Raw genomic sequence first — 21,546 nt, 5'->3', positions numbered from 1 at the left:
GCGGACGGCTACGGCTGTCCTGCGCTGCCCCACTCCCACATGCTGTGCACCACCGGTTCCAGGGCGCGGCCCCGGCCGGTGAGGACGTAGCGGACCCGCGGAGGCCAACCGGGCGTGCGGTGGCGTTCGATGACGCCCACCCGGGTCAACTGGGCCAGCCGGTCCGAGAGGACCTTGTCCGACAGGGCGGGCAGGGCCGCGGACAGCTCGGAGTAGGTGGCCTCGCCGCGGCGCAGGAACTCCCTCAGGACCAGCGGCGTCCACCGGCCGGCCAGCGCGGTGAGGGTGATGTCGACCGGGCAGTGCGGTTCGCGGGCGGGCGGGACGAGGGCGGTGTCCGGGCAGTCCGCCAGCGGGCCGCCCCGGGCGCCCTCCATCGCGTGTCCAACCGTTTGGTGAGTCACGAAAGCCCCTCGTAGCGTCCGTTGCGAACAGCCCGCCCGTGTCCTCCAGGGGGTCCTAGTGCGCATCCATCATCTCAACTGCGGTTCGCTCCGTACGATCGCACCGCTCGGCGCGGAGCCCGCGGCGGGCGCCGCGCACCGCGCACCGCCCGCCGTCTGCCACTGCCTGCTCATCGAGACGGACACGGACGGACCGGTCCTGGTCGACACCGGCCTCGGCACCGCCGACCTGCGCCGGCCCGACCGGGCGCTGGGCGCGGACTGGGTGGCCTACGCCCGGCCCGCGCTGGACCCGCGGGAGACCGCGCTGCACCAGGTCGCCCGCCTCGGGTACGAGCCGCGGGACGTGCGGCACATCGTCCTCACCCACCTGCACCGGGACCACACCGGCGGGCTGGCGGACTTCCCGCACGCGCGGGTGCACGTGCACCCCGACGAGTACCGGGCCGTCACCGACCCTTCCGCCGCGCACCACCGGCACAGTGCCGAGCGGTTCATGCCGGCGCACCGGGCGCACGGCCCGCTGCTGTCACCCGCGACCGCCGACGGGCACACGACGTGGTTCGGCTTCCCCGGCGTGGCCCGGCCGCAGGGGCTGGGATGCGAGCTGCTGCTGGTGCCGCTGCCCGGCCACTCGGCCGGACACGCGGGTGTCGCGGTGCGCGACGACGACGGCCGGTGGCTGCTGCACGCGGGCGACGCGTACACCTATCACGGGGAGCTCGAAGAGACCCCGCCGCTCGCCCACCCCGTGTTCGAACCGGTCCAGCAGGGCGCGCAGACCGACGCCGCGGCACGTACCGCGACCCGCGACCGCCTGCGCCGCCTCGTCCGCGACCACGCGGACGAGGTCACCGTCTTCAGCGCGCACGACCCGTGGGAGTACGCCCGCCTCGCCGCTGTCACCGGCCCGACGCGCGGCGGGCGCTGAGGCGGCCGTCCAGGTTCCGGACCGCCGTGCGGAACGAGTGGCCCAGGCCCGGGCGGGCGGCGGCCAGGCCGAGGCGCAGCGGGGCCGGCCCGTCCGCCGCGAAGGTCCAGCGGACGTGCGTGCCGGTACCGGCCGGAGTCAGCCGCCACTCCTCCAACAGGGCCCGCACCCCGGGGACGTTGGTGGTGTCGATCCGGTACGCGTAACGCCGCTCGGGATCCGCGGCCATGATGGTCTCCTGGAAGCGCACCCCGCCCATCAGCTTGATCTCACGGCCCGCGCCCCCGTGCGTGGGGCGGGCCAGGGTGACCGCCCCGAACCAGTCGGCCCAGCCCTCCACTTCCTCGGCGAGCGCCCGGTACACCGCCCCGGGCGGTGCCGCGGCGTCGGTGGCGAAGACCAGCCGGACCGGTGCCTCGTCGATGAAGTCGAGCCCCACCGGTCGGAGTCGGCGAGCCATGGGCGGTACCCCCTGGGGTGAGGTTCTGGACGGGTGTGCGCGCCACCATAGCCCCGGACCGGTGAGAAGTCCGTAGCGATCCCGACCGATCCCGACCGATCCCGAGCGATCGCGTCCGGCCCCGCCCGCCCCTGTCCGACCCCGTCCGATCTGTGCCGATCCCCGCGTGGGGCCTGGGCAGCGGCTCCGTCGCGCGGGATGCTGGACCCGCGCCGATCCCGCCCCGCGAGCGGAGGCCGCTGTGCCCGACCGCCCCCAGCCCGACACCTCCCCGCCCCAGGCCCCTCCCGAGGTCCCGCCCCACCTCCCGCCCGACACACCCCTCGCCCTCGAACTCCTGGTCCACGGAGTCGCCGGGGCCGCTCCCGGCGAGCTGCTCGGCGATCCGCGGACCGTCCGGGTCACCGGCGACTCCACTGCCGCCGTCTTCCGCCGCACCGAGGACGCCGACGCCGAGGCCCACCCCGAGCGGTACGCCGGGCGGCCCGTCCCCGAGGCCTACTGCTGGTCCCGGCTCACCTCCGGCAACGGCGCCCGCGCCCTGTGGCTGCTCCTCCTGCCCTTCATGGTGGCCAACCTCGCCCACTGGGCCCGGCCGGGCACGCCCGCCGACGACCCCGCACCGCGCGCCGTGCGCACCTACGGGGTCCTCGTACGGATCCTCGCCCTCAGCCTGACCGTGCTGCTCGTCGCCGCCGCCTGCGAGGTCGCGCTCGACCTCCTCGCCTGGCAGTGCGCCGGCTCCGGGACCTGCGCCGGCGCCCGGTTCCGCTCCTGGCTGGGCTTCCTCGCGCCCGGAGGCGGCTGGTGGGCCCAGCCCGGGCGCCGCCTCGCCCTCGGGGCCCTGGTCCCCGCCGCGCTGACCGGACTGCTCTGGTACCTGTCGAACCGCACCTGGAGCGCCTACGAGTCCCAGCCCCCGCCCGCCGGCTCCGCCGACCCGGACACCGCGTCGGACCCCGTGCCCGCGCTCGGGCGCCCCGGATTCTGGTACGGCCGCCGCCTCGTGGCCCGGCTGCGCGCCGCGCACACCGCCGCCGGGCTGCTCACCGTGGCGGTGGCCGTCTCCGTACCGACCGCCCGCCACGACCGCCGGGGCGGCGCCCCCGTCCTCGCGGCCCTCGGCACGCTCACCCAGGTCCTGCTCGCCGCCGGGGCCGTCGCCGTGGCCTCGGTCGTATGCCGGCGCGGCCGTACCGAGGCCCGGCCCGACCACCGGCTCGACCGGGCCGCCGTCACCCTGCTGCCCGGCGCCGCCCTCGCCCTGCTCGCCGCCGTCCTCGTCCATGCCTGCTGGTCGCGCCCCGGCTGGACCGCCACCGGACGGCTCCCCGGGGACCTGACCTTCGGCGGGCTCATGCTGGGCCAGGGACTCTGCGTGCTCGCCCTCGCCGCCGTCGCCCGCCACCTCTACCGCAGGGCCCCCGACCCGGCGACGGCCCTCTACGGCCTCGGCGGGCCCGCCGTCGCCATGCTCGGCTGCGCGCTCGGCGGGGTGATGTCCGGCGGGGTCGCCCAGCGCGTCGCCGACTGGCTGGACGGGGGAGCCACGCCCGGGACGCCCGGCGCCCCGCTGCCCGGGCCGCCCGTGCTGCTGTCCTGGCAGGCCGCCGTACTGCCCCCGCTGCTCCTCGTACTGGCGCTGCTCGCGGGCTGGTTCGCGGTCACCGGAGCACGGTCGCGGGGCCGCCTCGCCGCCGCCGTGGCCGCCGAGTACCCGGGGGAGACACCGGACCTCGCCCGCAGCCGCAGGATCGCCGGGGCCCGGACCGCGGCCGCGCTCACCGACTCCGCGCCCTGGTTCGTGGCGGCCGTCTCCGGGATCACCCTGGTCCTCGGTGCGGGCGCGCTGGCCGGGGCATGGTCCAGCGGAAAGGTCCCGGGCGAGGCGGCCCGTGGGACCGTGCCGCTGCTGGAAGCCGCCGCCCGCGCCGCCCAGGACGCCGGGTCCTGGCTCATCGGCCTCGGCATCGCCGCCTTCATCGCCTGGGGCCGCCGCGCCTACCGGGACCCCGCCGCCCGCCGGACCATAGGGATCCTGTGGGACGTCGGCACCTTCTGGCCGCGCGCCGCCCACCCCTTCGCCCCGCCCTGCTACGCCGAGCGGGCCGTACCCGACCTGACGTGGCGGATGGCCGGCTGGACCGGCCGCACCGGCGGCCGACTGGTCATCTCCGGCCACTCCCAGGGCAGCGTGCTCGCCGCCGCGGCCGTCTGGCAGCTGCCGCCACCCACCCGCCGCCGGGTCGCCCTGCTCACCTACGGATCCCCGCTCGGCCGTCTCTACGGCCGCTGGTTCCCCGCCTACTTCGGCCCGGGCCAGCTCACCGCCCTGCACGACGAGGTCGACTGCTGGCGCAACCTCTGGCGGGCCACCGACCCCATCGGCGGGCCGGCGCTGCCCGGCGCGGTGCCCGACGTGGACCGGGGCCCGCTCGCCGACCCGCTCGCCTACGGGCGCAGCGCCCGCCATCCGCTGCCCGCCCCGATCCTGGGCCACTCCGACTACCAGGCGGACCCGGCCTTTGCCGCCGAACGCGACGCCCTGCTCGCCCGCTTGGACACTGCCGCACGGGCCGAACTACCGGGGCAGCGGATCGCGGACGCGGTCAGCAAGGAGCGGGCTGGACCGGCAGCGCCGGAAGATCCGCGGGAAACAGCAGGGTGAGCTCGTCCGTACTGGGCTCCGCGAGCTGGGCCACCCGGCCCGCGTGCCGCTCCACCATCGACTCGAAGGTCTGGCGGGCCGTGCGGCCGTTGCCGAAGGCCGGGCCCTTGGGCAGCTCCGTGAAGTACGTCAGCAACGCCTGTGACGTACCCTCCCCGAGCCGGTACTCGTGCTCCTCCGCCTGCTGCTCCACGATCCGCAGCAGCTCCCCGGGCCCGTAGTCGCCGAAGGTGATGGTCCGGGAGAACCGCGAGGCCACCCCCGGATTCACCGTCAGGAAGCGCTCCATCTCCGCCGTGTACCCGGCGACGATCACGACCACCGCGTCCCGGTGGTCCTCCATCAGCTTCACCAGCGTGTCGATCGCCTCGCGTCCGAAGTCCCGGCCCGAGTCCTCCGGCGCCAGCGCGTACGCCTCGTCGATGAACAGCACTCCGCCGCGCGCCCGCTCGAAGGCCTCCTGCGTACGGATCGCGGTGGAGCCGATGTGTTCGCCGACCAGGTCAACCCGGGACACCTCGACCAGGTGCCCGCGCTCCAGCACCCCGAGCGAGGCCAGGATCTCCCCGTACAGCCGGGCGACCGTGGTCTTGCCGGTGCCGGGGGAGCCCGTGAAGACCAGGTGCCGGCGCACCGAGGCGGCCTTCAGGCCCGCCTGCTGCCGCCTCCGGCCCACCTCGATCATGTCGGTGAGCGCCCGCACCTCGCGTTTGACGCTGTCCAGGCCCACCAGCGCGTCGAGCCGGCCCAGCATTTCGCCGGATTCCCGCGCGGCGGCGGCCGGACCGCCCTCCGCCCCGCCCGCGGGCCGCGGGACGGAGGCCGTGGGCGTCTGCGCGGGCCGTGCCGCGGGGCCCTGCGGCACCGTGGCCGTGGACGTGGCCGTACGGATGCCCGCCCGCGCCCCGGCCGGCGCGCCGCCGGGGGCGGACCGGTCCGCGGGGCGAGCACCGGACTCGTCGCCGGTGCACTCCGAGGCGGTCGGCCCGTCCTCGGCGAACTCGTAGCCCCCGCGGGCGCAGCGCTCGGTGTGGCAGCGCGTCAGCGTGGTGCGGCAGCCGTCCATGACGTGGAAGCCGAAGCCGGAACTGCCCGTCACCCGGCAGGCCGTGAAGGTGCCCCGGCCGCCCGCCGACACGTAGAAACCCGCCTCGGCGGGGGAGGTGACCGTGCACCGCTCCAGGGCGGGGTCGGCGCCCTTCGTGACGATCACACCGGTCTGCACGGCGTCGATGGTGCAGCCGGCGAGCGTGCCGCCGCTGCCGTGGTCGCGGAACCAGGCCCCGGTCGCCGCCTCGCGGATCCGGCAGTCGTCGAGCTGTGCGGTGGCCCCGTCGCTCACGGAGACGGCGGTGTTGCGCACCTGGGACAGATCGCTGTCGACCACGTCGACGCGCGATCCGCGGTCCAGTACGAACAGCGCGTCCGGTACGTCGTGCACCCGGCAGGAGTCGAGGGAGACCGTGGCCCCGTCGCTGATCCACACCGCCGGATAGTCACCCGTACTGTCGTGGATCTCGCAGGACTCGGCGTCCACCCGGGTGCCCGGGTCCCACACGGACAGGCCGTTGCGGCCGAACCGGCGCACGGTGGTGCGGCTGAGGGTGAGCACGGAACGGGACCGCAGATCGACCGCGTTCTCCGGGACGTCGTGGATGTCGCAGTCGGTCAGGGCGAGCGCCGCGTCGGTGTCGAGCGTGACCCCGTCGGCCGAGGTGCGGTGCACCGAGCAGTCGGTGAGCCGGGCCGTGGCGCGCGCGGCGATCTGCACGCCGGCGCCCTTGACCTCGTACACCTCGCAGCCCAGCGCCTCCAGCCCGGAGCCCTCGCCGGTGATCGCGATGCCCGCGCCCGTGGCGTGGTGGATGCGGCAGCGCTCCAGCCGGGGCCGGCCGCCGCCGCGCACCGAGACGCCGTTCTGCCCGGCGGCCACCACCTCGCACTCCTCGAACACGCCGCCACCGCCGTCCAGTACGGCGATGCCGACGCCGGCCGGATTCTCCACGGTGCACCGCCGCACCAGGGGACGGGCTCCCGGGCCGCGCACCTCGATGCCGGCGGCGGAGTGGGTGCTCACCCGCAGGTCGGTGAGCTCGGGGGAGCCGTCCTCCACCAGCAGCGCGGGCGCCGCCCGGTCCTGCCCCTCGAGATACAGGTCCTGGACCACGGCCGAGGCGCGCACGGTCAGCGCGACCCCGTCGAGCGGGGCGATCCGCACCGACCCCGCCGCGCCCTCGGGCCCGCGCAGGGTGACGGCATGGTCCAGCACCAGGTTCTCGCGGTAGGTGCCGGGGGCGATCGTCAGCACGTCCCCGTCGCCCGCGACGGCGAGCGCGGCGGTCAGCGTCGGATACTCACCGGAGCGGCGCCGCCACCGCGAAGTCCCGCCGTGTGTCACCTGGACCGTGCCCTGAACCATGGTGCTGTCGTGCCCCCACCCTCGTACTCGCGCTGCCGATACCGCCGATGCCACGGAAGTCTGGAGTCACCGCAGTCACCGGAGTGACCGGAGCGACCGATCCGGCCGCTCCACCGTAGCGCGCGCGGAGCCGAAGAGCGGCCAGGTCAACTGCCCGCGCCCGCCCGACCCCAGTCCGGTCCTGTCGCCGCCCAGGCCCGGTCCAGACGTATGTACCGCCGATGCATGAGCCGTCGTACGACCAGCCGCCGGACCGTCTCCACCAGGGTGGCCACGCAGATCGCGGCGGCCAGCCCCGCCATCCCCGCGTGGAACACGGCCGAGGACGGGTCGAGCGGCTGCCCGACCAGCCTGCCGCGCGCGTCGGTCCAGATCCGGAACCGCTCGCCGGGCCGCGGCGGTTCCTCCGCGGCCGGCACCGTGCCCTGGTGGCTGCTGCCGTCCGGCGCGGTCCACGCGGCCACGATCTGCGTACGGTGCGGGGCCGTCCGCTGCGCCGACGCGTCGGCGGAGGCGCTCGCGGCCGCCGCCGACTCGGAGGCGGGCCGCAGGACGACCGCCGGGACGAGATGGCGCTCCTGTTGCTGCTGGTGCGCGGCCTGCTGAAGCGTACCGTCCACCCGCAGGCCCGCGACCCAGCCGATGGCCGGAGCCACCACCAGGACGCACACCAGCGCGGCGAACGCCACCCACGCCTCGAAGAGGTCGGTCGGCCGCCGCAGCGGATTGCGCCGCCAACGCCACACACCCAATGCTGTCCGCACGGTCCGGCTCCCCCAACCTGTGCCAGTCTCCGCCTGTCTGCGCCTCTGTCCTGACCGATCCAACGGCTTGGTCGTGCCAGTTGGTTCCAGCCCGGGCGCGGAGCCCCTCGAAGGTGTCAATCCGGACGGCCGGTCGCCGGTCCGCGACCACCCACCCGTCACTCTCGCCCCACCTGCCTCACCGGTTTAGCGAGGGCGGCGGAGCGTCACGCGAGGACCCGGACCTCGTCGCCGACGCGCACCGTACCCAGCCGAACCGGTACCAATTGCCTCCCGAACGCGAGCGACCGGCCGATCCGCCGGTGCTTGCCCAGGGTCTTCAGCGGCTCCTTGCCCCGCTCCGCCGTCTCCTGGTCCGTGGTGGTGACGACGCACCGGCCGCATTCGCGCACACCGCGGAAGACGGCATCACCGATCGCGATGCGGAGCCAGCCGTCCTCCGCCCACGCCTCGGCCCCGGAAACCACCACATTGGGGCGGAAACGGTTCATCGGCAGAGGACCCTCCTCGGGATGGTCCCCCTGGGCGATCAGCGAGTTGAGCGCGTCCAGCGAGGCGAGCGTGGTGATCAGCAGCGGATAGCCGTCGGCGAGGCTCACCGTCTCGCCCGGCAGGGCGTAGTCCGGGTCCACGGGACGGCGTACCGCCGGATCGTCCATGTGCACCAGCCGTACCGACTCCCCGAGGTACGCGCTGAACCAGTCGGCCGCGGTGGTCGCCGCGACGACGGTCTCGACCTTCTTCCCGAACAGCACCGCCGGCTCCAGCGGTCCCGGCTCGGGCACCTCCACGAACAGCTCCGCCATGCCCGGTGCGGTCACGGCGATCCGGCCGCCGCCCGCGGGACGGGCCGCGGCCAGGGCGAGGCGCGGATGGCGGCGCTGGGTGATGACGGCGCCCTCGGGATCGATCAGCGCCCAGCGCCGGTCCCCGGAAAGACCCCAGGGCTCCACGGCCACCTCGTCGGGAGCGGTCCCCGCTACCGATTTGACGGGATGGACGTGGAGCGCCTGCACGTGCATGTTCGACATGGGGGCATCCTGCCAGCCCCTCCGCCGCCCGCGTCCCGGCGCCCCGTCAGTAGCCGCGCCCCTGGTAGGGGCGGCCGTACGGATCCTCGTACGAGGCGGCCGGCACCGGTGCGGGCACCTGCATCGGGCGCGGCGCGGCCGGGCGCATCGCCTCGTACCCGGTGGCCATGGCCGCAGGGCGGGGCTGCTGCGGCTGGGACTGCGCCACGAATCCGCCGCGGCCCCCCATCGGCTGCTGCTGCGGGATGTACGGGGCCGGCGCCTGCTGCAGCGGCATCGGCTGCGGGGCCGACTGCTGCTGGTACGGGTATCCGTACCCCGAGGTCTGTTGCTGGGGCTGGGCCGGCGGCAGGGCGGGCATCGACGACGCGAGAGCCGGCAGGTACCCGCCGCTCGAGTATCCGGCGCTCGGGGACTCGTAGGCGGCCGGGACGCGGATCGGGGCGATCTGCGGAGTGCCGCGTTCGGCGACGAGGGAGTCGTAGATGGGGGTGTCCGGGAAGGAGGGCGCGGAGTAGTAACCGCCGCCATAAGTGGAGCGGGGGGAGGTCATGGGACCTAAGTTAAGCCCACGACTTCACCGGGTCCATAGCGAGGTGGCGTCAACCCCGCGCTGACCTGCATATTCGCAGGTCAGGGCCTCACCTTTCACTTGACGTTCACGTGCACGATTCGCCACTTCCGCCCCATCTTGTTGGTACTCGTACTCACCGGTCGGGTGTTGCACCGACTTCGTGCTGACGCAGCGTCACAACGCGGTGACCTCGGATGACGCGGCTTCCGGCGGCAGTTCGCCGTTTCAGGCGTCACTGGGACGGGGATAGGTACGGCCCTTCCAGGACGCCCCGCGGCCGCGGTAGTGCTGAACGGCCGAGTCGACGGTCATCAGGAGGTAGAGCAGCGCCGTGAGCGGAAGCAGCGGGGCGAGCGCGGCCGGCTGGCGGTAGTACCGGAGCATCGGCAGGTAGGTGCCGGCCATCAGCAGCCACGCCAGGCCGCCCGCCCAGGCGATGGCCGGACGCCCGGCGGCGAGACCCGTCAGCAGGGCGGCCGGGGGCACGAGGTAGACGAGCGCCAGTCCGGCCACCGCCGCGGCCAGCAGCAGGGGCTGGTGGCGCAGTTGGGCGTAGGCGCTGCGCGAGACCATCCGCCATAGGTCCGCGAGCGCGGGGTACGGGCGCACGCTGTCCACCCGCTCCGCGAGCCCCAGCCAGATGCGGCCGCCGCAGCGGTGCACCGCGCGGGCGAGGGACACGTCGTCGATGACCGCCTGGCGGATGGAGTCGGGGATCCCGGCCCGCGCGGCGACCGCGGTACGCAGCAGGACGCATCCGCCGGCGGCCGCCGCCGTCCGGGCGGAGGGCCGGTTGATCCGGCGGAAGGGGTAGAGCTGGGCGAAGAAGTACACGAAGGCCGGTACGACGAGGCGCTCCCACGGGCCGGCCACCCGCAGGCGGGCCATCTGGGAGACGAGGTCGAGGTCCGCGGAGGTGGCGGCGGCGACCAATTCGCGCAGACTGTCGGGTTCGTGTGCGATGTCGGCGTCGGTGAGGAGGAGGAAGTCGGGCTCGGTGGCGTGCGCGGTGCGGGCGATCCCGATGCCGTGCCGCAGCGCCCAGAGCTTGCCCGTCCAGCCGGGGGCGGGGTCGCCGGGGGAGGTGACGGTGAGGGGGAGTCCGGGGTGTTCGCGGGCGAGGCGGTGCGCGAGCCCGCCGGTGCCGTCGGTGCTGCCGTCGTCGACGAGGATCACCTCGGCCTCGCCCGGATAGTCCTGGGCGATCAGCGAGGGCAGGCTCCGCGGCAGCACCTCGGCCTCGTCGCGGGCCGGGACGACGATCGCGACGGACGGCCAGCGGGCGGGGGCCGTGCGCGGCGGGAGGCGGACGTCGGTCCGCCAGAACATGCCCTGGGCGAGGGTGAGCCACAGCCAGGCGGCGAGGGAGGCGTAGGCCGCGCAGGCGGCGGTGAGGAGGCCCATGTCGGCAGTGTGCCGGGCCCCGACGGGTGTGTCCCGCACCCCGCCGCCCCGGGTGCGGCGGGCCTCCCGGCGGGGGTCGACGGCCTCCCGCCCCCGGCCGCCGCCGCGCACCCCGCCGCCCCGGAGCGACGGCCTCCCGGCCGGGGCGCGAAGGCCTTGCTGTGCCCATGTGACGGGCCCCGGCCGGTGTGTCGCGAGCCCGGTGCCGGGGCCGACGGCCTTCCGGTCAAGGGAGCGGTGGCTTCCGGCGCGAGCAGGACGCCCCCGGGCCGGGTGCGGTGGCCTCGCGGCCTTTGTGCGGCCGGCCCCCGGTCGGGGCGGTGCACCTCCCGGTGCCCCGGGGTGCGAGGGCTTTGCCGTGCTCGTGCTGCCGGGGTCCGGGTGGGGTGGTGCGTGCTCCGCCGCCCCGGGCGGACGGCCTGCCGGCCCGGGCGTGCCGCTTCGCTGCGCTCGTGCGCAGGGCCCGGTCGGGGCGGTGCACCTCCTGGTGCCCCGGGGTGCGAGGGCTTTGCCGTGCTCGTGCTGCCGGGGTCCGGGTGGGGTGGTGCGTGTTCCGCCGCCCCGGGCGGACGGCCTGCCGGCCCGGGCGTGCCGCTTCGCTGCGTTCGTGCGCAGGGCCCGGTCGGGGCGGTGCGCGTCCCCGTGCCCCGGGCGCGGTGGGGCAGGCTGCCGGTCGGGGGTGCGGCGGCTTCGCCGTGGCCGCGAGGCGGGCTTCGGTCGGCGTGGGCCGCAGGGGGCGGGCCGAACCGCAGGGCCCGGTCGTGTTCGGGCGGAGGGCCCCGTCCGGGCGGGGGTCGACTAAGGTGGCCGGGTGAAGATCGCGCTCATGGACTCCGGAATCGGCCTCCTCGCAGCGGCCGCGGCGGTGTGCCGGCTGCGGCCGGACGCGGACCTGGTCGTGTCCTCCGACCCCGACGGCATGCCGTGGGGCCCGCGGACCCCCGCCGACCTCGCCGGGCGGGCGCTGGCCGTCGCCCGGGCCGCCGCCGCGCACCGCCCGGACGCGCTGATCGTCGCCTGCAACACGGCGAGCGTGCACGCCCTCGACACCCTGCGGGCGGAGCTGGAGCCGGCCATCCCGGTCATCGGGACCGTGCCGGCGATCAAGCCCGCCGCGGCCGCCGGCGGCCGGGTGGCGATCTGGGCCACCCCCGCCACCACCGGCAGCACCTATCAGCGCGGGCTCATCCGTGACTTCGCCACCGGCGCCCGGGTCACCGAAGTGCCCTGCCCGGGGCTCGCCGACGCGGTGGAGACGGCCGACGAAGCCGCCGTCGCGGCCGCCGTCGCCGCGGCCGCCGCGCTGACCCCGGCCGACGTCACCGACGTGGTGCTCGGCTGCACCCACTACGAGCTGGTCGAGAGCCCCATCCGGGCCGCCCTCGCCGAGCGGACCCAGGGCGCGGAGCTGGTCTACCACGGCTCCGCCGAGCCCGTCGCGGTCCAGGCGCTGCGTCGCCTCGGACTGCGGCCCGAGCCCGGCCTGCCGCGCACGGGTGGACTGACCGTGCTGCGCAGCGGGCGCGAGGGGGCGCTGCCCGCCGCCGCGCTCGCGTACGCGGAGGGCCGGCTGCTCGCGGGCCAGGGCGCGCCCGTCGGCTGACGAGACGAATCGTCTTGCACGTGAACCAGGACCTGGTCTACGGTTGCCGATGTAACGAGACGGAACGGTTCGTCTCTCATTCCATTCCGTGAAAGGGATCGCCCTTGCGTGCTCCACTCGCCACCACCCAGATCGTCCTGTCCGAGGTCACCAAGAGCTACGACACCCGCGTCGTCCTGGACCGCGTCAGCTGTACGGTCCGGCCCGGCGAGCGGGTCGGCGTCGTCGGCGACAACGGTTCCGGCAAGTCCACCCTGCTCCGTCTCCTCGCCGGACGGGAGCGCCCCGACCACGGCGAGGTCGCCGTCACCGTCCCCGGCGGCCTCGGGCACCTCGCGCAGACCCTCGATCTCCCGCCGACCGCCCGGGTCGGCGATGCCGTCGACCTCGCCCTCGCGGACCTGCGCGCCCTGGAGCGCCGGATCCGCGCCGCGGAGTCCCTGCTCCACCGGGCCGGCCCCGAGGAACTCGTCGCGTACGGGGACCTCCTGGCCGCCTACGAGGCGCGCGGCGGCCGCGATGCCCGGCGGCGCGTCGCGGCCACCCTGCGCCGCCTCGGCGAACGCGCCGAGCCGGACCCGGACCGCCTCCTCGGCACCCTGTCCGGCGGTCAGCGCGCCCGGCTCGCGCTCGCGGCGACCCTCGCCGCCGAGCCGGAACTGCTGCTGCTCGACGAACCCACCAACGGCCTCGACGACGAGGCGGTCGCCTGGCTGGAGGACCATCTGCTCGCCCACCGCGGCACCGTCGTCGCCGTCACCCACGACCGGCTCTTCCTCGACCGCATCACGACCGCCGTCCTCGAAGTGGACCGGGACAGCCGGACGGTGCGCCGCTACGGCAACGGCTACGCGGGCTACCTCACGGCCCGCGCCGCCGAACGGGCCCGCCGGGAGCGGGAGTACGAGCAGTGGCGCGAGGAGGTGCGGGACGCGGAGCGGCTCGCCGACACCAACATCGGGCGGTTCGCCGCGATCCCGCGGAAGCTGCCGCGCGGCTTCAGCGGAGCCGGCGCCTTCCGCGCCCGGTCCCGGACCCACGGCGCCGCGAGCCGGATCCGGGCCGCCCGCGAACGGCTGCACCGGCTGACCGAGCGCCCGGTCGCGCCGCCCCCGCGCCCGCTGGTCTTCACCGGCCGGTTCACCGGGGGCTCGGCGGGAGTGGTGGAGATCGCCGGAGCGGCCCTGCCGGGACGGCTCGCGCCCGTCTCGCTCACGCTGCCACCGGGGGAGCGCCTCCTGGTGACCGGGCCCAACGGCGTCGGGAAGTCGACCCTGTTGCACCTGCTCGCGGGTCAACTGGAGCCCGCGCAGGGCACCGTACGCAGGCCCCCGCGGGTCGGGCTGCTCCGGCAGGACGACCCGTGGCAGCGCGAACCGCGCTCCGCCGTCGACGTGTTCGGCCAGGAGCACGCCGACCGCGTGGCGGAACACGGACTGCTCGCCGCGGACGATCTCACCCGGCCCGTGCGCGCCCTCTCCGCCGGTCAGCGCCGCAAGCTGGAGCTGGCCCGGCTGGTGGCACGGCCCCTCGACCTGCTGCTGCTGGACGAGCCCACGAACCACCTGGCGCCGGCCGTGGTGGAGGAACTGGAGGCGGCCCTGGCCCACTTCGGGGGCACGCTGGTCCTGGTCACGCACGACCGGCGGCTGCGCGCGGCCTTCCGGGGGCGGCGCCTGGAGCTTCAGCGGGAGCCGGCCGCCGCGAGCCGCTGAGCGAGCGTACGCAGGTCGTCCGCGTCCAGGACCCGGTCCCCGAAACCGGGCAGCGGCACGTGCAGCGGAGCCGTCCAGTGCTCCGGGACCGCCCCCTGGCCGTACCGGGCCCCGGCCAGGGCCCCCGTCACCGCGGCCACCGTGTCGGTGTCCCCGCCCAGGTCCACGGCGGCCCGTACCGCCCCGGCGAAGCCGGTGGTGGTCCGCAGCGCCCACACGGCCGAGCCCAGGCAGGGCCACACCGCCCCGTTGAACTCGGTGGCCAGCTCCGGATGCCAGTCGGGGGCGAGCACGCGACCGTACCGCTCGCGGTGGTCCGGATGCACCGAGGCGAGCGCCGCGGGGAGGGCGGCCAGCGGATCGGCCCCTTCCAGGGCGACGCGGACGAGCTCGTGCAGGATCGCGGTCCCCTCCCAGGCGGCCCGGTCGCCGTGCGTCAGGGCCGCGATCCGCCGCGCGGCGTCCATGGTCCCCTCCCGCCCGGCGGGGGCGAAGTAGACCGCCGAGGTGGCGGCCCGCATCAGGGAACCGTTGCCCGCCGCCCGTGCGTTGACCTGGAAGTGCAGGGCCGCGGCGAGCTCCCAGGACTCGCCGTTGGTCAGCACGTCCTCGGTCTGCAGCCCGATGTCCTTGGGCTGTCCGGCGGCCCAGCGCTGGAACCGGCCGAAGATGTCGGGGAGTTGGAGACCTCCGTGCTCCAGCAGGGATTCCGCGACGAGGACGGCCATCTGCGTGTCGTCCGTGGCCTCGCCGGGGTCCCAGCCGCCACCCCCGGCCATCTCCGCGCCGCGCGCCGTCAGTTCCCCCGCCGGCCCGAACTCGTAGGGCGCGCCGAGTGCGTCGCCGGCCGCCGAGCCGATGACGGCTCCCACGGCCCGGTCCGTTCGGGTGATCACCGGTTCTCCTCCCCGCACACGGCCGCCAGCAGTTCGCGCGTGAAGCGGTCCAGGTCGTCCAGGCCGGCAGCCGCCAGGGTGGCCGGAGCGCCGGTCAGCAGGTGGGGAACGGCCCCGTGCAGGGCGAGGGTCAGCGCACGGGCCCGCGACGGCCCGGCCGGCAGCCCGGCCGCACGCAGCAGGTGTGCGTGCGCCGTGAAGTCCGCCGCCGCGACCGGGTCCAGCAGGGCGGCCAGCCAGGGCCGGCGCGCCGCTTCGGCCCGGAGCTCCAGATACGCCAGTACGCGGGTGCGGCCGGGCCCGGCCGTGTCGCGCAGCAGTTCCGCGAGCAGAGCCGCGAGCTGCGCCGCGTCGGCAGGCCCCGGTCCGGGCCCCGCCAGGGACCGCGCCAGCGCCCGGTACCGCTCCGCGCAGCGTTCGGCCGCGGCCCGCAGCAGGGCGTCGCGGGTCGGGAAGTAGTTCTTGGCGGTGCCCGTCGGCACGTCGGCGGCCGAGTCGACGGCCCGGTGCGTCAGCCCGCGCCCGCCCTCCCGCGCCAGTACGGCGATGGCCGCGTCCCGCAGCCGGTCCCTCCGGTCCTGATTCACGTTGCCACCTTAACCACAGCCGTGGTACCACAGATGTAGTACCACGGCTGTGGTGGTTGATGTCGACCGTGCGGCGAAGGGGCGGGGCAGGCCATGAGCGAAACCTCGAACGGGCGGAGAACGGGGCACGGGGCGGGCACGGCCGTGGTCGTCGGCGCGGGGGTCGGCGGACTCGCCACGGCGGTCGGCCTGTGCCGTGCGGGCTGGGAGGTGACCGTCCTCGAACGGCGCACCGCGCTCGAACGCTACGGAACCGCCTTCGGCATCCACCCCACCGCCCAGGCCGCGCTCGACCGGCTCGGCCTCGGCGACGCGCTGCGGGCGCGGGCCGTCCCGTACCGGGGAGCCCGGATCCGGCGCCCCGACGGGCAGGTGCTGGCCGCCCTCCCGCTCGAACGGATCGAGCGCCGGGCGGGCCGCCCCGAACTGCTGATCTCGCGGCCCCACCTCATCGACGCGCTGCTCGCCGAGCTCGAGCGGCTCGGCGGCGGCGGGCGGATCGCGTACGGCCGGCACCTCACCGATCCGGCCGCACTCGCAGCCGACCTGGTCGTCGGCGCCGACGGCATCAACAGCACGGTGCGTACGGCGCACTTCGGCCGGACGGCCGGCCCGCGCCCGGTCGGCACGGCCGCCTGGATCGGCATCGCCGGATTCGAGACCGGCCTGTACGGCGAGACCTGGGGCGCGGGCCGCTTCTTCGGCATGACACCCGTCGAGCCCGGCCGCACCAACTGGTACGCCGCCGTCCCCGGGGCCACCACCGCCGAGGAGGTGCGGGAAGCCTTCGCCGACTGGCACGCCCCCGTCCCGCGCCTGCTGGCCGAAACCGATCCCGCGACCTGGATCCGGTACGAGATGCGGCACCTGTACCCCGCGCTCCCCGGCTTCGTCGCCGACGGCCGGATCGCCCTCGTCGGCGACGCCGCCCACGCCATGACGCCCAACCTCGGCCAGGGCGCCTGCACCGCCCTCCTCGACGCCGAGGCCCTGACCCGCGCCGTCACCGCGGCCGGACCCGCCGGGCTGCCCGGCGCCCTGCGCGCGTACGACACCGAGCGCCGCCGCAGCGCCCAGCGCGTCGCCTTCGCCTCCCGGAACCTGCACCGCTTCATGACCGTCTCCCACCCGGCCCTGCGCGACGCGCTCGTCCGCCGTGCGGGAGCCGCGCTGCACCGAGTGGGCGAGAGACGGTGGCGGGCAAGCGGAACGTGAGTACGCTGCTACTCATGACGGGTCACCCTCCGGGTCCGCTCTGGGCGGGCCGCGCCTCCAACCGCGTGCAGTGGCTGCTGGCCGCCGTCGGTGCGGCCTGTCTGGCGCTCGGTGTCGAGCTCGCCGTGGACTACGCCTGGACCGCCGGCATCATCCCGCTGCTCATGTCCGTGGTCGGCTGCCTCGCCGTCGGACTGCTCGTCCTCTACGGCACCCTGGCCTTCGTACACGTAGCCGTCACCGTCGACGCCGAGGCCATGGAGGTGCGCTGCGGCCACATGGGGGTGCCCCGCCGCAGGATCCGGCTCACCGAGGTCGCCTCCGCCGAGTTCGTCCCCAGCATCACCCCGCAGCAATGGGGCGGCTGGGGCCATCGCTGGCGCCCCGAGAAGGGCACCGCGATCATCGTCCGGCGCGGCGAGGGCCTGGCCCTCGTCCTCGGCGACGGAAAACGGTTCACCGTCACCGTCGACGACGCCGAGAACGCCGTCCGCGTCATCCGCACCCACCTGCGCGCCCTCGCCCGGTAGGGGTGGGTCCCGCACAGCACGGCCGGGCGCTCACCCGCCCGCGAGGTGCGGGGACGTACACTCCGCCAGATGAGCAGCAGTGTCACCCGCACGACCGGGAACGAGCCCTCGCAGTCCGCCGACGGGCCCCGGGCCGACGCGGCCACGCCCCCCGCGACCGCCCGGTCCGCCGCGAACCGGAAGGGGCTGTGGCTGCTGCGCGCCCTGCTCGCAGCCCTCTCGGGCGTGCTGCTCTACCTCAGCTTCCCGCCCCGCCCGCTGTGGTGGCTGGCCCCCCTCGCCCTCGCCCTGCTCGCCGGCTGCCTCCACGGCCGCCGCGCCCGGGCCGGTTTCGGCCTCGGGCTCCTCGCCGGACTCGGCTACCTGCTGCCTCTCCTCGTCTGGACCGGTGAGGAGGTCGGCCCGGTGCCCTGGCTGGCGCTGAGCACCCTCGAAGCCCTCCTCATCGGACTCACCGGCCTCGGTATCGCCCTGGTCAGCCGGCTCCCCGCCTGGCCGGTGTTCGCCGCCGCCGTCTGGGTCGCGGGCGAGGCCCTGCGGGCCCGGGCCCCCTTCGGCGGCTTCCCCTGGGGCAAGCTCGCCTTCGGGCAGGCCGACGGCGTCTTCACCCCGCTCGCCGCCCTCGGAGGCACGCCCCTGCTCTCCTTCGGGGTCGCCCTCTGCGGATTCGGCCTCTACGAGGCCCTGCGCACCGCCCGCCGCCACCCCGGCCGCACCACCGCCGCGCTGACCGCGCTGACCGTCGCCGCCCCCATCGGCGTGGGCCTCGCCGCCCGCCCGCTGGTCTCCGACGCGGCCGAGGACGGCACCGCCGTGGTCGCCGTCATCCAGGGCAACGTGCCCCGGCTCGGCCTCGACTTCAACTCCCAGCGCCGGGCCGTCCTCGACAACCACGCCAAGCGCACCGTGCAGCTCGCCGAGGACGTCAGGGCCGGCCGCGCCCCGAAGCCCGACTTCGTCGTCTGGCCGGAGAACTCCTCCGACCTCGACCCGTACGCCGAGCCCGACGCCCACGCCGTCATCGACCGGGCCGTCAAGGCCATCGGCGTGCCCGTCGCCATCGGCGCCGTGGTGGCCCCCGAGACGGGTCCGCTGCGCAATACGATGATCCTCTGGGACCCGGTCAAGGGCCCCACCGCGACCTACGACAAGCGCAAGATCCAGCCCTTCGGCGAGCGCATCCCGATGCGCTCCGTCGTCCGGCTCTTCAGCGCCGACGTGGACCGGGTGCGCCGCGACTTCGGTCCCGGCAAGGAACCCGGCGTCTTCGACATGGCCGGCAGCGGCGTCGGCATGGTCACCTGCTTCGAGGCCGCCTTCGACGACGCCGTGCGCTCCACCGTCCGGGCCGGCGCCCAGGTGATCGCCGTACCGAGCAACAACGCCACCTTCGGCCGGACCCAGATGACCTACCAGCAGCTGGCCATGGACCGGATCCGCGCCGTCGAACACAGCCGCACCGTCCTCGTCCCCGTCACCAGCGGGGTCAGCGCCGTCATCCGTCCCGACGGGAAGATCGTCTCGCAGACCGAGATGTTCACGGCGGACGCGCTGGTGGCCGAGATCCCGCTGCGCTCCGGCCGCACCCCGGCCACGGTCGTCGGTCCGCTGCCCGAGTACGCCCTGCTCCTGCTGGCCGCGGGCGGCTTCGGATGGCTCCTGAACCGCCGGATCCGCTCGCGCCGCGCGGCCTGAGGCCGGATCCGGTCCGGCGGCCTCGTAGGGTCGGGGCATGACCACACCCGATTTCATCCGCCGGATCCGCGCCACCGCCGGGCACCAGCTGCTCCTGCTGCCCGGAGTCACGGCCATCGTGTTCGACGACCTCGGCCGGGTGCTGCTCGGCCGACGCTCCGACACCGGACAGTGGGCGGTGGTCGGCGGGATCGCCGAGCCGGGGGAGCAGCCCGCCGAGACCGCCGTGCGCGAGGTGTACGAGGAGACGGCGGTGCGCTGCGTCGTCGAGCGCGTGGTCCTCGTCCAGATGACGGAGCCGATGACCTACCCCAACGGTGACATCTGCCAGTTCCAGGACATCACCTTCCGCTGCCGTGCGACGGGCGGCGAGGCGCGGGCCAACGACCACGAGTCCCTCGAGGTGGCCTGGTTCGCGGTGGACGCGCTGCCGCCGCTGGACCCCTTCGGCCTGGAGCGGATCCACCGGGCCCTGAGCGACGAGCCGACCTGGTTCCAAGCCCCGGCGGCTCTCACCTAGGCCGTCCCTGGCTCCCGATCGGCGATGTGAGCTGCGCGGACGTGCGCTGTAAGGTTCCGCTGATCCAAGGCGGTCATCGGACAGTCGTACATTCGAGGGGGCGGTCGAGGGATGATCTCGCGCAGTTCAGCCGGAGAGCCGGAGACGGGCGGCCACGGCCGCGCGTCGGCCGGAGCGGTTCCCGGCGGGCGCCTGGTGGTCCTCGACGGGGTACGGGTCCTCGCCGCGCTCGGTGTGCTCCTCTACCACTACTCCGCCCTCGAAAGCGCCTGGGGGAAAGCCCCCGCGGACATCTTCCCGACCGCTCACCCGCTCGCCGTCTACGGCTGGCTCGGCGTCGAGACATTCTTCCTCGTCAGCGGGTTCGTCATATGCATGAGCGCCTGGGGCCGCTCGGTCGGCGATTTCGCGGTGTCCCGGTTCTCCCGGCTCTTCCCCGCCTACTGGGCGGCCGTCGCCTTCACCGCCCTCGTGCTCTACTCCTGGCCCGAGGTCAGGCGGGTCGACGCGTTCAGCGACGTCCTGGTGAACCTGTCGATGCTCCAGGCCGGCCTCGGCGTCCCGAACATCGACGACGCCTACTGGACCCTCTTCGTCGAGCTCAAGTTCTACGTCCTTTTCGCGATCGTCGTGATGCGCGGTGTGACCTACCGCAACTGCATCCTGTTCTGCGCGGCCTGGACCCTGGCCGGCGTCGTGGCGCCCACCGCCGGCAACGGAGTGCTCTCCTTCTTCGCGGTCTCGTCCTCGTCCCCGTACTTCATCGCCGGCATCGGCTTCTACCTGATGCGCCGGTTCGGGCCGAACGCCGTCCTGTGGGCCGTCATCGGCGTCCAGTTCCTCCTCGCGCAGCACTACGTGCACGCCCGCATGATCACCAACCTGGGCCGCGCCGCCGCCGAGCGGACGCCCGCCCTGCCCGCCCATCTGGTCATCGCGCTGGGCTTCGCCCTCATGGCGGCCATAGCGCTCGGCGCCCTCGACGGCGTCCGGTGGCGCTGGCTGCCGCACGCCGGAGCGCTCACGTACCCGCTCTACCTGATCCACATGATGGCCGGGCTGACCTTCATCCATCACTTCCGCGGCGAGGTGGCTCCCGTACCCCTGGCCATCGGTGTCACCGCGGCGATGCTGCTGCTCGCCTGGCTCGTCCACCGGCTCGTGGAACGCCCGCTCGGCCGGCTGCTGGGCGACCGCCTGCGCCGCGGGGTGCAGGACATCCGCTCGGCCACCCCGCGCGGCCCGTCGGCCGGCCGGCTGCCCGCCCAGCCCTCGGCGCCCGACGCGGAACGCATCCCGGCCACCCGCTAGGCCGGCCTCAGGGCCTCAGGGCCTCAGGACCGTGCCTGCCGGTACAGCTCCACCGCCCGGCTGCCGAGGACCGCGCTGTACGAGATCTCCGGGACGCTCCCGCCGCCCTCGTAGCCGCCGAGCACCCCGGCCAGCGCACCCTTCACCAGCCAGGGGCTGCCGCTGGTCCCGCCGGTGAGGTCCGGGCAGCCGATCCGGCGCTGGGTCGGGGACAGCAGGTCGGTGGTGTTCGCGCAGCGCACCGGGGCCTCCAGGGTCCGCGGGTAGCCGATGACCGTCACCCTGGCGTGCTCCGGCTGCTCGGCGGCGACCGGGAAGCCGCCCACGAGGTCCTCCACGGCTCCGGTCCGCCCACCGTCCGCCGGGGCCACCCTCGCGAAGGCGATGTCGTCGTCCGGGTCCTGGCCGTCCGTCCAGCCCGGTGCGAGGTACGCGGCGGTGATCTTCCAGAATCCGTACGGGGCCTTGCCGTCGCGGTAGCCCGGCGCGAAGACCGTGGTGGAGGGGCTCTCCAGGCAGTGTGCGGCGGTGGCGATCACATCGCCCTCCTCGCTGTGCACCACGGCGGCGGTGCAGTGGTGCCCGCCGTCCTGCCTGCCGGCGAACAGCGCGCCCACCCGGTCGGTGGTGCCGCCGGGCAGCGCCCACGCGGTCACGCCGAGCGGCGGTCCGGCGGCGGCGTCGGGCAGGTCCACGCCGATCAGCGCGGCCATCGCGGACAGCGCGAGCAGGATCCGGGACGCCCGCCGCGCACGGGTGCGCCGGGCCGGTCGAGGGAGCGTGGGGTGGATCATTTCCCCACCCTGCCCGCCGAACCTA

The 21,546-nt window shown here is 75.3% G+C and carries 19 protein-coding genes; 9 read left to right on the top strand and 10 right to left on the bottom strand.

What is annotated here, in order from left to right:
• Positions 1 to 8: 8 nt before the first annotated feature.
• On the bottom strand, positions 9 to 404 hold the full coding sequence (locus ACXNSR_RS05240) for a winged helix-turn-helix transcriptional regulator (protein ID WP_458640969.1): 396 nt from the start codon (positions 402 to 404) through the stop codon (positions 9 to 11).
• A 58-nt stretch (positions 405 to 462) separates the two neighbouring features.
• On the opposite strand from ACXNSR_RS05240, the gene ACXNSR_RS05235 reads away from it, so the two are divergent.
• Positions 463 to 1,335, top strand: coding sequence for an MBL fold metallo-hydrolase (locus tag ACXNSR_RS05235; protein WP_458640968.1), 873 nt, complete (start codon positions 463 to 465; stop codon positions 1,333 to 1,335).
• On the opposite strand, the gene ACXNSR_RS05230 is transcribed toward ACXNSR_RS05235, so the two are convergent.
• Positions 1,307 to 1,795 carry an SRPBCC family protein gene (locus ACXNSR_RS05230; RefSeq protein ID WP_458640967.1) on the bottom strand — a complete coding sequence of 163 codons (489 nt, stop codon included), beginning with the start codon at positions 1,793 to 1,795 and terminating at the stop codon, positions 1,307 to 1,309. The genes ACXNSR_RS05235 and ACXNSR_RS05230 overlap by 29 nt on opposite strands.
• 241 nt (positions 1,796 to 2,036) lie before the next feature.
• Here ACXNSR_RS05230 and ACXNSR_RS05225 point away from each other — a divergent pair, with 241 nt between their 5' ends.
• Positions 2,037 to 4,463: a hypothetical protein gene (locus ACXNSR_RS05225; protein ID WP_458640966.1), complete on the top strand. Its 2,427-nt coding sequence runs from the start codon at positions 2,037 to 2,039 to the stop codon at positions 4,461 to 4,463.
• Here the strand turns inward: ACXNSR_RS05225 and ACXNSR_RS05220 are convergent.
• The 5 genes from ACXNSR_RS05220 to ACXNSR_RS05200 form a co-directional block, all read right to left on the bottom strand.
• Entirely contained in the window at positions 4,405 to 6,882 is a 2,478-nt protein-coding gene (locus ACXNSR_RS05220; RefSeq protein ID WP_458640965.1) for a right-handed parallel beta-helix repeat-containing protein, read from the bottom strand. The two genes, ACXNSR_RS05225 and ACXNSR_RS05220, sit on opposite strands and share 59 nt — an antisense overlap.
• A 146-nt stretch (positions 6,883 to 7,028) precedes the next feature.
• Positions 7,029 to 7,646: an Rv1733c family protein gene (locus ACXNSR_RS05215; protein WP_458640964.1), complete on the bottom strand. Its 618-nt coding sequence runs from the start codon at positions 7,644 to 7,646 to the stop codon at positions 7,029 to 7,031.
• A gap of 206 nt (positions 7,647 to 7,852) precedes the next feature.
• Positions 7,853 to 8,677 carry an MOSC domain-containing protein gene (locus tag ACXNSR_RS05210; protein WP_458640963.1) on the bottom strand — a complete coding sequence of 275 codons (825 nt, stop codon included), beginning with the start codon at positions 8,675 to 8,677 and terminating at the stop codon, positions 7,853 to 7,855.
• A 46-nt stretch (positions 8,678 to 8,723) separates the two neighbouring features.
• Positions 8,724 to 9,230 carry a DUF6643 family protein gene (locus ACXNSR_RS05205; protein WP_458640962.1) on the bottom strand — a complete coding sequence of 169 codons (507 nt, stop codon included), beginning with the start codon at positions 9,228 to 9,230 and terminating at the stop codon, positions 8,724 to 8,726.
• A 246-nt stretch (positions 9,231 to 9,476) separates the two neighbouring features.
• Entirely contained in the window at positions 9,477 to 10,655 is a 1,179-nt protein-coding gene (locus tag ACXNSR_RS05200; RefSeq protein ID WP_458640961.1) for a glycosyltransferase, read from the bottom strand.
• A gap of 811 nt (positions 10,656 to 11,466) precedes the next feature.
• On the opposite strand from ACXNSR_RS05200, the gene ACXNSR_RS05195 reads away from it, so the two are divergent.
• Together ACXNSR_RS05195 and ACXNSR_RS05190 are read left to right on the top strand one after the other, a co-directional pair.
• The gene (locus ACXNSR_RS05195; protein WP_458640960.1) at positions 11,467 to 12,258 is read left to right on the top strand and encodes a glutamate racemase; all 792 of its coding nucleotides are present in this window, start codon (positions 11,467 to 11,469) and stop codon (positions 12,256 to 12,258) included.
• A 104-nt stretch (positions 12,259 to 12,362) separates the two neighbouring features.
• Positions 12,363 to 13,973, top strand: a complete 1,611-nt coding sequence (locus tag ACXNSR_RS05190) for an ATP-binding cassette domain-containing protein (protein ID WP_458640959.1) — start codon at positions 12,363 to 12,365, stop codon at positions 13,971 to 13,973.
• On the opposite strand, the gene ACXNSR_RS05185 is transcribed toward ACXNSR_RS05190, so the two are convergent.
• Positions 13,943 to 14,866: an ADP-ribosylglycohydrolase family protein gene (locus tag ACXNSR_RS05185; RefSeq protein ID WP_458643569.1), complete on the bottom strand. Its 924-nt coding sequence runs from the start codon at positions 14,864 to 14,866 to the stop codon at positions 13,943 to 13,945. The two genes, ACXNSR_RS05190 and ACXNSR_RS05185, sit on opposite strands and share 31 nt — an antisense overlap.
• Positions 14,866 to 15,456: a TetR/AcrR family transcriptional regulator gene (locus ACXNSR_RS05180; RefSeq protein ID WP_458640958.1), complete on the bottom strand. Its 591-nt coding sequence runs from the start codon at positions 15,454 to 15,456 to the stop codon at positions 14,866 to 14,868. The genes ACXNSR_RS05185 and ACXNSR_RS05180 overlap by 1 nt, the downstream gene beginning before the upstream one ends.
• A gap of 93 nt (positions 15,457 to 15,549) precedes the next feature.
• On the opposite strand from ACXNSR_RS05180, the gene ACXNSR_RS05175 reads away from it, so the two are divergent.
• From ACXNSR_RS05175 to ACXNSR_RS05155, 5 genes are all read left to right on the top strand, one after another.
• A complete protein-coding gene (locus ACXNSR_RS05175) occupies positions 15,550 to 16,671 on the top strand; it encodes an FAD-dependent oxidoreductase (RefSeq protein WP_458640957.1) in 1,122 nt (373 codons plus the stop codon).
• Between the two features lie 14 nt (positions 16,672 to 16,685).
• The gene (locus tag ACXNSR_RS05170; RefSeq protein WP_458640956.1) at positions 16,686 to 17,201 is read left to right on the top strand and encodes a hypothetical protein; all 516 of its coding nucleotides are present in this window, start codon (positions 16,686 to 16,688) and stop codon (positions 17,199 to 17,201) included.
• Between the two features lie 69 nt (positions 17,202 to 17,270).
• Positions 17,271 to 18,896 carry an apolipoprotein N-acyltransferase gene (gene lnt, locus ACXNSR_RS05165; RefSeq protein WP_458640955.1) on the top strand — a complete coding sequence of 542 codons (1,626 nt, stop codon included), beginning with the start codon at positions 17,271 to 17,273 and terminating at the stop codon, positions 18,894 to 18,896.
• A 37-nt stretch (positions 18,897 to 18,933) separates the two neighbouring features.
• Positions 18,934 to 19,416, top strand: coding sequence for an NUDIX hydrolase (locus ACXNSR_RS05160; protein ID WP_458640954.1), 483 nt, complete (start codon positions 18,934 to 18,936; stop codon positions 19,414 to 19,416).
• A gap of 111 nt (positions 19,417 to 19,527) precedes the next feature.
• Complete coding sequence (locus tag ACXNSR_RS05155; protein ID WP_458640953.1) at positions 19,528 to 20,727, top strand: acyltransferase family protein; 1,200 nt, start codon at positions 19,528 to 19,530, stop codon at positions 20,725 to 20,727.
• A 23-nt stretch (positions 20,728 to 20,750) separates the two neighbouring features.
• Here the strand turns inward: ACXNSR_RS05155 and ACXNSR_RS05150 are convergent, their stop codons facing one another.
• On the bottom strand, positions 20,751 to 21,521 hold the full coding sequence (locus ACXNSR_RS05150; RefSeq protein ID WP_458640952.1) for a trypsin-like serine peptidase: 771 nt from the start codon (positions 21,519 to 21,521) through the stop codon (positions 20,751 to 20,753).
• Between the last annotated feature and the right edge of the window lie 25 nt (positions 21,522 to 21,546).

Source organism: Streptomyces sp. NC-S4 (assembly GCF_054353315.1).
Note: the sequence above shows the minus strand (reverse complement) of the source record. Positions and strands in the feature narration are given on the sequence as shown.

What these genes read in the sequence shown, in the direction of transcription:
- ACXNSR_RS05155 (WP_458640953.1), top strand. Translation starts at nt 19,528, where the DNA reads ATGATCTCGCGCAGTTCAGCCGGAGAGCCGGAGACGGGCGGCCACGGC.
- ACXNSR_RS05230 (WP_458640967.1), bottom strand. Translation starts at nt 1,795, where the DNA reads ATGGCTCGCCGACTCCGACCGGTGGGGCTCGACTTCATCGACGAGGCA.
- ACXNSR_RS05220 (WP_458640965.1), bottom strand. Translation starts at nt 6,882, where the DNA reads ATGGTTCAGGGCACGGTCCAGGTGACACACGGCGGGACTTCGCGGTGG.
- ACXNSR_RS05210 (WP_458640963.1), bottom strand. Translation starts at nt 8,677, where the DNA reads ATGTCGAACATGCACGTGCAGGCGCTCCACGTCCATCCCGTCAAATCG.
- ACXNSR_RS05175 (WP_458640957.1), top strand. Translation starts at nt 15,550, where the DNA reads ATGAGCGAAACCTCGAACGGGCGGAGAACGGGGCACGGGGCGGGCACG.
- lnt (WP_458640955.1), top strand. Translation starts at nt 17,271, where the DNA reads ATGAGCAGCAGTGTCACCCGCACGACCGGGAACGAGCCCTCGCAGTCC.
- ACXNSR_RS05200 (WP_458640961.1), bottom strand. Translation starts at nt 10,655, where the DNA reads ATGGGCCTCCTCACCGCCGCCTGCGCGGCCTACGCCTCCCTCGCCGCC.
- ACXNSR_RS05205 (WP_458640962.1), bottom strand. Translation starts at nt 9,230, where the DNA reads ATGACCTCCCCCCGCTCCACTTATGGCGGCGGTTACTACTCCGCGCCC.
- ACXNSR_RS05170 (WP_458640956.1), top strand. Translation starts at nt 16,686, where the DNA reads ATGACGGGTCACCCTCCGGGTCCGCTCTGGGCGGGCCGCGCCTCCAAC.
- ACXNSR_RS05150 (WP_458640952.1), bottom strand. Translation starts at nt 21,521, where the DNA reads ATGATCCACCCCACGCTCCCTCGACCGGCCCGGCGCACCCGTGCGCGG.
- ACXNSR_RS05160 (WP_458640954.1), top strand. Translation starts at nt 18,934, where the DNA reads ATGACCACACCCGATTTCATCCGCCGGATCCGCGCCACCGCCGGGCAC.